Origin of the sequence: Morganella sp. TYF_1 (assembly GCF_043105645.1) — a bacterium.
Classification (GTDB): Bacteria; Pseudomonadota; Gammaproteobacteria; order Enterobacterales; family Enterobacteriaceae; genus Morganella; species Morganella morganii_B.
The window spans coordinates 497,343-509,669 of sequence record NZ_JBICLU010000026.1 but is presented as its reverse complement, the minus strand read 5'-3'; the positions used below and the strand labels follow the sequence as shown (position 1 = coordinate 509,669).

Sequence of the window (12,327 nt, the reverse complement as noted above, 5' to 3'; positions counted from 1 at the left end):
ACCGCTATGATGTATCCGAGCGAAGAAAAGCTCTCTGCCCCGGTTGAATGGATCGACTGCACCGGCGATTATCAGGATATTCTGTTTCATAAATCAAAAGACGGGATCGCCAAAATCACCATTAACCGTCCGCAGGTGCGCAACGCGTTCCGTCCGTTAACAGTGAAAGAGATGATCAGTGCGCTGGCGAATGCCCGTTATGATGACGGCATCGGTACCATTATTTTTACCGGACAGGGCGAAAAAGCGTTCTGTGCGGGCGGTGATCAGAAGATCCGCGGTGACTACGGCGGTTACCGTGATGACAGCGGCACACATCATCTGAATGTCCTCGATTTACAGCGCGATATCCGCACCTGTCCGAAGCCGGTTGTCGCCATGGTTGCCGGTTACGCTATCGGCGGCGGTCATGTGCTGCACATGATCTGTGATCTGACTATTGCGGCAGATAATGCAGTATTCGGTCAGACCGGGCCGAAAGTCGGTTCATTTGACGGCGGCTGGGGTGCCTCTTATATGGCGCGGATTGTCGGTCAGAAAAAAGCCCGTGAAATCTGGTTCCTGTGCCGTCAGTACAACGCGCAGGAAGCGCTGGATATGGGACTGGTCAACACTGTTGTGCCTTACGCGGAACTGGAAAAAGAAACCGTGCGCTGGTGCCGTGAGATGCTGGAAAACAGCCCGATGGCGCTGCGTTGCCTGAAAGCGGCACTCAATGCGGATTGTGACGGTCAGTCCGGTCTTCAGGAGCTGGCGGGTAATGCCACCATGCTGTTCTACATGACCGAAGAAGGTCAGGAAGGGCGTAACGCATTTAACGAAAAACGCTCACCGGATTTCTCTAAATTCAAACGTAACCCGTAATGCGCCACGCCACATTATACAGTTTCAGCCTGCCGATGGAGGCAGGCGTTATTCTGCGTAATCAGCGCCTGAAAACCCGTGACGGGCTGCTGGTCTGTCTGCGGGAGAATGGTCGTGAAGGGTGGGGGGAAATCTCCCCGTTGCCGGAATTCAGCAGCGAAACCCTTGCGCAAGCACAACAGGCGGCAGAAGCGTGGATCGCGGCCTGGTGTCAGGGCAATAATCCGGCGGAAAGCCCGCTGCCGTCAGTCGCATTCGGCCTGAGCTGCGCACTTGCTGAGCTGGATGATACGCTGCCGCAGATCCTCAGCACCCGCAAAGCACCGCTCTGCACCGGTGACCCGGATGATCTGATCCTTGCGCTCGATGCCATGGACGGTGAGAAAATCGCCAAAGTGAAAGTCGGGCTGTATGAGGCAGTCCGGGACGGCATGGTGGTGAATCTGCTGCTGGAGGCGGTGCCTGATCTGCGTCTGCGTCTGGATGCCAACCGCAGCTGGACCCGCGCCAAAGCGGACGGTTTCGCGAAATATGTCGCACCGGAACACCGCACGCGGATTGATTTTCTCGAAGAGCCGTGCAAAACGCCGGAAGAGTCCCTGTGTTATGCACAGGACACCGGTATCGCCATTGCCTGGGATGAATCTGTCCGTGAACCGGGATTTACGGTAACAGCACAGCCCGGTGTGGCAGCGATTGTGATCAAACCCACGCTGACGGGCAGTATCGCCCGCTGCCGTGAACTGATCACTGCGGCGCACCGCGAAGGGTTGCAGGCGGTGATCAGCTCCTCGGTGGAGAGCAGTTTCGGCCTGACACAACTGGCGCGTCTTGCCGGATGGCTGACCCCGGATACTCTGCCGGGGCTGGATACGCTTTCCCTGATGCAATCACAGCTGGTGCGCCCGTGGCCGGGCAGCACACTGGCGCTGATAACGACAGAACAATTAACTCAGACAGGACAATGGTAATGACGGCAGCACAATGGCCGTGGGTTGCACATGCTCAGCAGATGCCGCATAAAACCGCGCTGCGCTGTGCGGACTCATCGCTGACATGGACAGAGCTGACGGCGCTGGCGGATGCCCGTGCCGCCGGGTTTTATCAGCAGGGATTGCGGGAAAGTAACTGCGTGGTGCTGCGCGGCAAAAACAGCACAGCGCTGGTGATCGATTTTCTGGCGCTGCTGCGCTGCGGGGCGGTGATTCTGACACTCAATCCTGCGCTGCCGCGCGGGTTACAGACGGAACTGGTTGCGTCACTCGATGCGGATTATGTGTGTGACCGGAGCGACGGCACAATCGCGCTGCCGCTGAAAACACTGGATCCGTCCGTGAACGGCACAGCACCGCCGGATGTGATCCCGCATCCGAAACGGCTGGCAACACTGATCCTGACATCCGGATCCACCGGGTTACCGAAAGCCATTGCCCACCGTCCGGTCGCGCATCTGGCTGCGGCACAGAGCGTGGTGTCGCTGCTGAACTATCAGGCGGGTGACAGCTGGTTGCTATCGCTGCCACTGTGTCATGTTTCCGGACAGGGGATCCTCTGGCGCTGGCTGTTACAGGGCGGTGAAATGGTGGTGCGGGCAGACGGTGAAATGCTGGCGGAATCACTGCGCGGATGCACGCACGCCTCACTGGTGCCGACTCAGCTCTGGCGTCTGCTGCAATCACCGGAACCTCTGCCGCCGCTGCGGGATGTTCTGCTGGGTGGTGCGGCTATTCCTGTTGCGCTGACGGAAGCGGCAGAAGCCCGCGGGATCCGTTGCTGGTGCGGCTACGGCATGACTGAATTTGCTTCAACTGTCTGTGCCAAACGGGCGGACGGCAAACCGGGTGTCGGGCATCCGCTGTCCGGCAAAGATATTCGACTGGATGAACAACAGCAAATCCTGGTTAAAGGTGACAGTTTTGCCGCCGGTGTCTGGCTGAACGGCGCACTGCATACACTGCCGACCCATGACGGCTGGTATCCGACCCGTGACAAAGGCCATATGCAGGACGGTGAGCTGGTGATCGACGGCCGGCTGGATAATCTTTTCTGCTGCGGCGGCGAGAATGTGCAGCCGGAAATGACAGAAAAGCAGCTGATGCACTACCCGTTGATCACGGAGTGTCTGGTGGTACCGGTCAGCAGTGACGAGTTTGGTGCTGTGCCGGTGTATCTGATCCGTGATTATGATGACTGGACAGAGGAACAGCGGCAGCATTTCAGTGACTGGTGTCAGGCGGAACTGCCTGCCTTTATGCGTCCGGCGGCCTGCTATGCATTACCGGAAGCGGATGCGGGCAGCGGCATAAAACGTACCCGTGCACCGCTGATCCGGATGGCGCAGGAGCGTTTTCATACCCGTTGAATGCATATAAAAAAACCGCTGCGGTCACGGACCGCAGCGGTTTTGTCATGTTATCACACGATTATTTTTTCAGTTTTGCGATCGCGGCTTCCACACCGGCACCGTATTCCGGATGCACCTGTTTAAACAGCGCTATCTGGCGTGCCTGAGTTGCTTCTGCGGCCTGCACCAGCTCACCGGCGATACGGGCAAACATACGCTGATGCTCGGCGTCGCTGAGTAATTCATACAGCGCGCGCGGCTGGCTGAAGTAATCGGTATCTTCACGGTGGTTCCAGTGGTCGGCGGCACCGTCAACAGACAGCGGCGGCTCACTGAAATCCGGCTGTTCCTGAAAGAGACCGGCACTGTTCGGTTCATACGTTTCCGCATTACCGCTGTTACCGTCGATACGCATTGCGCCGTCACGGTGATAGTTATGGAACGGGCAGCGCGGTTTATTGACCGGGATCTGGTGGTGGTTGACCCCTAAACGGTAGCGGTGCGCATCGCCGTAGGAGAACAGACGCCCCTGCAACATTTTATCCGGTGAGAAACCAATGCCGGGAACCACGTTGGCCGGGCTGAATGCCGCTTGTTCCACATCGGAGAAATAGTTTTCAGGGTTACGGTTCAGCTCGAAATAACCGACATCCATCAGCGGATAATCCGCATGCGGCCATACTTTGGTCAGATCAAACGGGTTATACGGGACTTTTGCCGCATCGGTTTCCGGCATCACCTGAATTTGCAGGTTCCAGCGCGGATAATCGCCTTTCTCGATCGCATTGAACAGATCACGCTGTGAACTTTCACGATCTTTCCCGATTAACTGCTCTGCCTCATCATCCATCAGGTTGGCAATACCCTGCTGGCAGCGGAAGTGGAATTTCACCCAGAACCGCTCATTATCAGCGTTGATAAAGCTGTAGGTATGACTGCCGAAACCGTGCATGTTGCGGTAGCTCTGCGGCAGACCACGGTCACTGACATCGATGGTCAGCTGGTGGAGGGATTCAGGCAGATGGGAGAAGAAATCCCACTTATACGCCATATTGCGCAGGTTGGTGCGCGGGTCACGTTTTACCACGTGGTTCAGATCCGGGAATTTCAGCGGGTCACGCAGGTAGAACACCGGCGTGTTGTTACCGACCATATCCCAGTTACCTTCCTCGGTATAAAATTTCAGGGCAAAGCCGCGGATATCCCGCTCTGCATCTGCCGCGCCGCGCTCACCGGCCACGGTGGAGAAGCGGGCAAACATATCGGTTTTTTTGCCGACCTGAGAGAAAATTTTTGCGCGGGTAAAACGGGTAATGTCATGGGTGACAGTAAATGTACCGAATGCACCGGAGCCTTTGGCGTGCATACGGCGCTCCGGGATCACTTCGCGGTCGAAATGCGCCAGTTTTTCCAGAAACCACACATCCTGTAACAGCATAGGGCCGCGTTTTCCGGCGGTCATAACGTTATTGTTATCAACAACGGGGGCGCCCGCAGCTGTTGTTAATCCTTTATTTTTCATCACATATCTCCAGTCGGTAAAGGGAAAAAGACACTGATTGCAGAAATCGGCGCGATGTGCAAAATCAGCAGGGTAAATCATAAATTGCACTGAGCGTTGTTGTTTTTATCTGTATTTATGACTTGCTATAAAATATAGCACTGTCATAAAAAGAATGTATCGATTTGATAGATTGGCGTGACCTATTGATGGAATATATAGATAACTTTACATAAAAATCAGAATATTAACTTTCAAACCGTGACAGTTTCGGGGAGAATGCCCGAAACCCTGTCTGAATTTATGTGGTGGCAAAAATGAAAAAATATAAAGCAGCTGTGGCTGCAACACTGATGCTTGCGGCAGGTGCTGCAAATGCAATCTCGATGGACGTTGAAGCCGGTAAAAAATATACCGATATCAATGTCGGCGTAGGTGACCCGTATTCCGGTCTGTCATTTGACGGTAACTGGGCACGCAGTGATCATCAGGGGCAGTTAGGCGGCGCACGTGCCAAATTTGCCTTCCCGCTGGGCCCGGTTTCCGCGAGTGTCGGCGGTAAAGCCGTATACCTGGACCCGGACGTGGGTAAAAAAGGCATGGCCGTTGCACCGGGTGTCGGTGTGGCGTGGAGCATCCTGCCGTCAGTGCGTGTTTACGGTGAGTTTTACGGCGCGCCGTCAGGGCTGACTTCCGGTAATGATTCATACAAAGAAGCGGATGTGGGTGCGAACTGGACAGTATTTGCGCCGCTGAATGTGAAAGCCGGTTACCGAATGATTGAAGTTGAATCGAATAACGGTCATGAAAACCGTATCGCGGATGGCGCTTATCTGGGCGCGGGTCTGAGTTTCTGATCCCCCGTTTTGCAGACAAAAAAAACCCGTTCACTGAACGGGTTTTTTTATACGGGAGAGCCGTTATCAGGCGTGACGTTCACCGATAGGTAAAATTGTCCGGCCATACTGCTCATTCAGTACTTCAGCCATTGCCAGATAAAATGCAGTCGCACCACATAAAATACCTTCATAACCGGCAAATTTCAGTAATGCAGCATTACCGGTAGCATTACCGATAACCAGCAGGGCGAATAAAATCACCAGTAAAAAGAAAACCGCGCGCAATGTCAGGTTTGCTTTCAGTGTGGCAATAAACATAAAGAACGAGAAAATACCCCACAGTGCCAGATACACAGCCAGGAATTCATGGCTGGTTGCTTCGCCGAATCCCATTGACGGCATGACCAGGATGCCGACCAGACTTATCCAGAAAAAGCCATACGATGTAAAGGCAGTGGCAGCGAAAGTATTTCCTTTCTTATATTCAAAAAGACCTGCGATGACCTGCGCAATGCCACCGTAGAAAATCCCCATGCTCAGAATAACAGAAGCCATCGGGAAGAATCCGGCGTTGTGGACATTCAGCAGGATAGTCGTCATACCAAATCCCAGTAAGCCCAGCGGGCCTGGATTCGCGATACGGTCAGAGCTCATAGAACCTCAATCAGATATATAAAAAGAGAGACACGCTATTCAAAGGCGCGGATGATAAGGGGAAACGCGCAGGAATACAACTATAAAAAACTGTTTACTGCAGGGAGAATGTTAAATATTAATATTTTGTAAAACAAGATGTCTTGTTTACGACAGATTTGTTTAAAAACATAGCGAAACGAAAGCCCTTTTCTGCGTGACGGAATAACCTGTTTATTTTACCGTTAATAAGTGTATTCAAATTATGATTAAGCGTAATTACGCGAAAGTATTTTATAATCTTATTAAATAAAGAGAATAGGGTAATAATAGAGCAGAGGGTGTTTATTCCTGTTACTAATAAAAATATAATTAACTATGGCAATAAAACTACGTATTATAGGTGTGATGTATATCGGTTAATACGTATATCCCAATATTGTGTAAATACCCTTATTCCCACATAAAGAGTAAAGGAATAATGTGAACCACTGCTTGTTGACGGAGCGTTGAGATTTTATATGATTATAATAATCCATAAATGAGTACGACGAATTTATTTAATCTTGTTTATTTAATGCTTAAAAAAGGACGTTATTTATGCAGGTAAAATTTGATAAATTTATGTATTTTAATAGCGAAAAAGCACATATCGCATGATATAGTATTAACGAATAAACAACCAGAAAGTAACAATCCGCAGCAATGGTCACACGTGCTTTTCATAACCGTTTGATATTAGTAACTTTTCTGTGTTTTTAAAAAGTATTTTCCGGAATAATATGTTTTTCTTTGAACATTAAATGCAATGTGACGATAATAAATATCAAGGGACTTTTAGATAATTCTTACCGGAGAGCCAGTCAACAGCAGTGCCGGTATGTCTTAAGTAAAGATGGACAGGCTGTCGTTATATTAAAATAAATAGGCACAAATATGATTTCAGAACGAGTTAGCGACGCATATGTTTATGGCGAAATTTGCCAGGCAATCGGCAGAGCCGCTGTCATTTTATGCAAAAGTGGCGAGCCGGTGACTAAAGAAGCCATTCAGGTAATGCTGGAAATATATTGGGAACAGCAGAATGATGATTTTATGAATGTCATCTATGAAAAGGCTATCAATGCACTGGATTGATGGTTGTCAGTACTGATTTTGAATAAAGGAGAACTCAGCCGCACAGTCTTTCCCTTTTTGTGGTTGAGGTTCTCTTTTATAATGTCCGCATAATAATTATCTTTCGGGAGTGTCAGGTTTCATATGCGTTCTCTTTCTCAGCAGAGGTATGTATGAAATCATCACAATCCGGTTCGTTCCGTCTTTTTCTTACCCGTCATATCCGCCGTCGTATTTGTCAGCGCGGTTATGCACTGGCGCCTGAAATAAATGCACTGTGGCAGCAGCACGGCAGTTCTCTGACATGGGGACGGCTGATATTATGGTGTCTTGTGGTGACTGCGGGAATGTTATGGTTCTGAACGCAGTCAGAACAGCGAGAATAAAATCACCACCGGCAGTGACATCGGCCAGGTGAGCGCTATCAGCAGGCAACTGAGCAGGCGGAAAAACGGGTTCGGATCTTTTGTCAGAAAAAAAGTCAGAATGAATGAAAAAAGACCACCTGTTGCGTAGATAGTCAGTAAAATCTGTGCAGAGGACATAACGGTTACATTAGTTAAACTGAAGCGGGTAGTGTACCTCACCCGGCATGATAAATCATGGCGGATCTGCTGCCGGCACCGGAATTTTTGCGATTTTCCGTGCCGGCAGTGGTGTTTTGCAGCCCGGCTGATAAGAAAATGCTCCCGTGAGGGAGCAAAAATAAAGAAAAATAACGAAGAAATGCACGATTATCTGTTCTGATAATAATGGTTAATAACAAAATTACTATACGGTTATTCCTGTCTTTATGCTAAATACAAGGCGGGATCACATTTCATTAGTCGTAATCTGACAGGACAGGCAAAAAAATTGCCGATCAGCTGACCGGCAAAAAATATATTAAGAGCAATGTATACAATCCGGTATATAACAGATTATATAGCGCTATGGTAGCGGAAACCGGTCAGCAGCGAAAGCTTTTTTTCACGAGAGTGTGCCGCAGAGCAAAGTTTGGCCCGGAATCAGTATTCGCCAGTGATGAACCGCGATGAGCGGGATACCCGGATTGCGCTTCTTATGCTGTGTTGCCGGTAACTGAAAGCGGGAATATTGCCCGGCAATAATGCCGGGATTTATTATTGGTCAGAAAGATGGGATTTTATTATTAAGTCTTCCCGTTACTTAAAATAGTAAATAAAATAACACACGCTTTTAAAATAACAGGCAACACATTTTTAGTTTTCAGACTAAATGTAATCATATGTTTTAATTCAGACGATAAAATAAATTATGGCGGTAAATTGAAAGAAGCCCGTTATTTATCACGCCATAAAATAAGGTGATTCTTAACTATTTGTAATGGATGGAGTTTTTTGGCTTCGTTTTCGGCGTTTTTATTGAGTTAATAGATCACGTTAAACGCTGTATTAACGTGAAAAAGTAACGTTGATTAATAGAACGAAAAAAAAGAAATAAAAAAATATACAGGGAAATATTTCTTATGGTAAAGTCTGGCTGATTCTTAATAAGAGGTGTCTTTTTTTTAAACAATCACCATCAGATATGACAATACGGATATTACCTGTCATTCGTTAAGGGGCTTATTCGCCGCAAATCAGCACAGCAATATAAGAGGTATAACTTTGACCGATATAATTAATACATTAAACGGACTGCTCTGGAACCACCTGCTCATCTATTTATTACTGGGTATCGGACTGTACTTCACATTTCGTACCGGATTTATCCAATTCCGTCACTTCGGACATATGTTCAGCGTGCTAAAGCACAGTAAGAAATCGGATAAATCCGGCATCTCGCCGTTCCAGGCGCTTTGTACAAGCCTGGCCGCGCGGGTCGGTACCGGAAACCTGACCGGGGTGGCGATCGCCCTGACTGCAGGTGGTCCCGGCGCTATCTTCTGGATGTGGGTGGTTGCCGTGATCGGGATGGCGACATCCTTTATTGAAAGCACACTTGCACAGCTCTATAAAACACGGGACGACCAGGGAAATTATCGCGGCGGACCGGCGTATTATATGGAACGCGGATTGAAAGCCCGCTGGATGGGCGTGTTGTTCTCAATCTTTCTGATTATTGCGTTCGGGCTGGTCTTTAATGCGGTTCAGGCCAATTCGATTGCCCAGGCGTCCAAAATGGCCTTTGGTGCGGATGCCGGTTATGTCGGTGCCGTGCTGGTGGTTATCTGCGGCGTGATCATTTTCGGCGGTCTGCGTTCGATTGCCCGTGTGGCGGAGCTGGTGGTACCGGTGATGGCGGTTGCGTATCTTATCCTCGCCTTCTGGGTGATGGGTCATTACGCAGAGCGTCTGCCGGATGTCTTTATGCTGATTATCAAAAGTGCCTTCGGGTTACAGGAAGCGGTTTCCGGCGCTGTCGGTTACGGTGTGGCACAGGCTATGATTAACGGCGTACAGCGTGGCCTGTTCTCGAATGAGGCCGGTATGGGTTCCGCACCGAATGCCGCCGCTTCCGCAGCACCGTTCCCGCCGCATCCGGTTTCGCAGGGGTATGTGCAGATGCTGGGTGTTTTTATGGACACACTGGTTATCTGCAGTGCCACTGCAATGATTATTCTGTCCTCCGGTGTGCTGGATAATCCGCAGGAGAATATCAACGGGATTGAAATCACACAGCTGGCGCTGAGCTCGGTTGTCGGCAGCTGGGGTTCCATCTTTGTGGCTGTCGCTATTTTCTTCTTCGCCTTTACCTCCATTATTGCCAATTACGCCTATGCAGAGAGCAATATGGTGTTCCTTGAACATAAACACACCAAAGGGCTGTTTGTGCTGCGTCTGGCGGCGCTGGGTATGGTGATGTTCGGGGCATTGTCAGAAATGCCGCTGGTCTGGAAAATGGCAGATTTCTCGATGGGACTGATGGCGGTGACAAACCTGATTGCGATTCTGTTGTTGTCCGGCGTTGCATTTAAGCTGGCGAAAGATTATAACCAACAGCGCAAAACGGGGAAATTACCGCAGTTTGATATCAACCTTTATCCTGAAATCCGTAAACAGGTTGAAGACGGCATCTGGGAAGAAACACCGGAATCGCTGGTTGAACAAAAAGTTAACTGATGATGGCACCCGCGAAAGCGGGTGTTTTTCTGTATGGGAGAGAATGATGGGCAACCCCCGGCTGAAACGGGCGAGGATAACCCGGTGTGATGTGCTTTGAACGCGGGTACATCACCACAGAATAGCGTTCTGTGGTAACGATTCATTCAATAATGAGATTTACCATGAAACAAAAACACTGGTCTGTCTGTGAACGGCTGCATGAAACCGTCACAAACCCGAATATTCATATCAAAGGTACGCACAGTTATTACAGTGATTGCTGGGATAACGGCTTTGAAGCCTCTGTTGTCCGCTATTTGCAGGGCGATGAAATCAGCCGTGACTGGCAACTCAGCTGGAAAGTGGATGAGCTGTATATCGGGGATTATGTCTGTATCGGGGCTGAAGCCGTGATCCTGATGGGGGGTAATCATACACACCGCCATGACTGGTTCAGCCTTTATCCGTTTCCGGATATAATTGATGAGGCTTATACCGGTAAAGGGGATACCCGTATCGGTGACGGTGCCTGGATAGGTATGCGGGCCATGATTATGCCCGGTGTGACTATCGGGGAGGGTGCGGTGATTGCCGCGAACAGTGTGGTTGTCCGCGATGTACCACCCTATGCCATTGTTGGCGGTAACCCGGCGGCCTTTATCCGCAGCCGGTTTGATGGAAATACCATCAGCGAATTGCTGGCCCTGTCTCTTTATGACTGGCCGCAGGCGAAGTTTGATGCGCTGAAGCCACTGATTTGTTCGGCGGATCTTGCCGGGCTGAAAGTGGCGTCAGAACGGTATGACAGGACAGAAAAACTCACTCAGTCATAACTGACTTATTGAATACCCGCCGCGGCGGGTATTTTTTATCGTGCGTGTTCAGCGGCCTGCTGCAGAAAAACATCATGATGATTCGCGCTCAGAGCATAGCACTGCCGCAGTGAAGTCGTCATAATACCCGCCTGTGATAGTCTGTCCGTTGTGAATAATCCGGTGGACATATTTTCCGGTAAAGGGGCTGTGCCGGCATCGTGCCGGATAACATTGAACAGGATAAAGAAAGATGTGGCGTAGTGTGTGTCTGGTGTGTGTGCTGATACTGACAGGATGCAGTAATCAGAGCCGGTATATTGATCGTGGTGAGTTTATTGTTGATCAGCGGAATATCAAAGAACCGTGGTTATCCAAACCGAATAATTATCTGGTTTTTCATTATACCGCGCTTAATGATGAGGCATCACTGCGTGTGCTGACCGCAGGCGGGGTGAGTGTTCAGTATCTGGTACCGACAATCCCGGCTGTCCGCGATGGTAAACCGGTGGTATTGCAGCTGGTGCCGGAGGGCAGTGAAGCCTGGCATGCCGGAAAAAGTTACTGGCGCGGCGAAAGCAGCCTGAATAAAAGCTCAGTCGGGGTGGAGATTGTCAATCCGGGGACAGTGAAAATGTCTGTCGGACAGCGCTGGGTGCCGTATCAGACCGCTCAGATAGATCTGATTGTTAAACTGGCACAGGATGTGATCGCCCGGCGTAATATTGCCCCGCAAAATGTGGTTGGGCACAGTGATATCGCGCCGCAGCGCAAACTGGATCCGGGGCCGATGTTCCCGTGGGAATACCTGGCAAAACGCGGGATCGGTGCCTGGCCGGATGCGGCTGATGTGAAACGTTTTCTCGGCAACCGTCATCCGTCGGATAACATCAGCGTTGGAGAATTACAGCAGGCACTGAAAAAATACGGCTATGAAATGACAGTAACCGGTAAGGCGGACGGAAAAACCCGTAATGTGATTAAAGCGTTCCAGATGCATTTTCGCTCTCATAACGTTAACGGGGAAGCGGACGCGGAGACGCTGGCGCTGGTGAAAGCCCTTCTGAAAAAATACGGCGCACAATAACCCTGTTATCTGTCAGGTGATAAATTATGCTGTTTTGTTATGGTAAGGGCATTCACAGGAACGGTA

12 protein-coding genes are annotated in these 12,327 nt (G+C 50.0%); 9 read left to right on the top strand and 3 right to left on the bottom strand.

The annotated features are described in order from the left end of the window. Nucleotides 1-6 precede the first annotated feature (6 nt). Genes menB through menE form a run of 3 tightly spaced genes read left to right on the top strand, consistent with a single transcriptional unit; the run spans nucleotide 7 to nucleotide 3,226 of the window. Complete coding sequence (gene menB, locus ACF8OF_RS15725; RefSeq protein ID WP_262861467.1) at nucleotides 7-864, top strand: 1,4-dihydroxy-2-naphthoyl-CoA synthase; 858 nt, start codon at nucleotides 7-9, stop codon at nucleotides 862-864. Then, nucleotides 864-1,835 (top strand): o-succinylbenzoate synthase, encoded by a 972-nt coding sequence (menC, locus tag ACF8OF_RS15720; RefSeq protein ID WP_392497108.1) that lies wholly within the window; start codon nucleotides 864-866, stop codon nucleotides 1,833-1,835. The genes menB and menC overlap by 1 nt, the downstream gene beginning before the upstream one ends. Then, nucleotides 1,835-3,226: an o-succinylbenzoate--CoA ligase gene (menE, locus tag ACF8OF_RS15715; protein ID WP_392497107.1), complete on the top strand. Its 1,392-nt coding sequence runs from the start codon at nucleotides 1,835-1,837 to the stop codon at nucleotides 3,224-3,226. Before menC ends, menE begins: the two co-directional genes overlap by 1 nt. 61 nt (nucleotides 3,227-3,287) lie before the next feature. Here the strand turns inward: menE and ACF8OF_RS15710 are convergent, their stop codons facing one another. Continuing rightward, a complete protein-coding gene (locus ACF8OF_RS15710; RefSeq protein ID WP_392497106.1) occupies nucleotides 3,288-4,730 on the bottom strand; it encodes a catalase in 1,443 nt (480 codons plus the stop codon). Nucleotides 4,731-5,026: 296 nt separating this feature from the next. On the opposite strand from ACF8OF_RS15710, the gene ACF8OF_RS15705 reads away from it, so the two are divergent. Beyond that, on the top strand, nucleotides 5,027-5,566 hold the full coding sequence (locus ACF8OF_RS15705; protein WP_262861463.1) for a YfaZ family protein: 540 nt from the start codon (nucleotides 5,027-5,029) through the stop codon (nucleotides 5,564-5,566). Between the two features lie 66 nt (nucleotides 5,567-5,632). Here the strand turns inward: ACF8OF_RS15705 and satP are convergent, their stop codons facing one another. Next, the gene (gene satP / locus ACF8OF_RS15700) at nucleotides 5,633-6,202 is read right to left on the bottom strand and encodes an acetate uptake transporter (protein ID WP_025154967.1); all 570 of its coding nucleotides are present in this window, start codon (nucleotides 6,200-6,202) and stop codon (nucleotides 5,633-5,635) included. Between the two features lie 915 nt (nucleotides 6,203-7,117). Here satP and ACF8OF_RS15695 point away from each other — a divergent pair. Together ACF8OF_RS15695 and ACF8OF_RS15690 are read left to right on the top strand one after the other, a co-directional pair. Beyond that, nucleotides 7,118-7,318, top strand: coding sequence for a hypothetical protein (locus ACF8OF_RS15695; protein WP_392497105.1), 201 nt, complete (start codon nucleotides 7,118-7,120; stop codon nucleotides 7,316-7,318). A gap of 152 nt (nucleotides 7,319-7,470) precedes the next feature. Next, complete coding sequence (locus ACF8OF_RS15690; protein WP_262861462.1) at nucleotides 7,471-7,659, top strand: hypothetical protein; 189 nt, start codon at nucleotides 7,471-7,473, stop codon at nucleotides 7,657-7,659. A 6-nt stretch (nucleotides 7,660-7,665) separates the two neighbouring features. Here ACF8OF_RS15690 and ACF8OF_RS15685 read toward each other — a convergent pair whose 3' ends face one another. Continuing rightward, entirely contained in the window at nucleotides 7,666-7,842 is a 177-nt protein-coding gene (locus ACF8OF_RS15685) for a GhoT/OrtT family toxin (RefSeq protein WP_071243230.1), read from the bottom strand. 1,083 nt (nucleotides 7,843-8,925) lie between these two features. Between ACF8OF_RS15685 and ACF8OF_RS15680 the strand changes: the two genes are divergently transcribed. From ACF8OF_RS15680 to ACF8OF_RS15670, 3 genes are all read left to right on the top strand, one after another. Further along, entirely contained in the window at nucleotides 8,926-10,380 is a 1,455-nt protein-coding gene (locus ACF8OF_RS15680) for an alanine/glycine:cation symporter family protein (protein WP_392497104.1), read from the top strand. Nucleotides 10,381-10,544: 164 nt separating this feature from the next. Continuing rightward, complete coding sequence (locus ACF8OF_RS15675; RefSeq protein WP_392497103.1) at nucleotides 10,545-11,195, top strand: CatB-related O-acetyltransferase; 651 nt, start codon at nucleotides 10,545-10,547, stop codon at nucleotides 11,193-11,195. Nucleotides 11,196-11,427: 232 nt separating this feature from the next. After that, nucleotides 11,428-12,261: an N-acetylmuramoyl-L-alanine amidase gene (locus tag ACF8OF_RS15670; RefSeq protein WP_262859388.1), complete on the top strand. Its 834-nt coding sequence runs from the start codon at nucleotides 11,428-11,430 to the stop codon at nucleotides 12,259-12,261. The last annotated feature ends 66 nt before the right edge of the window (nucleotides 12,262-12,327 follow it).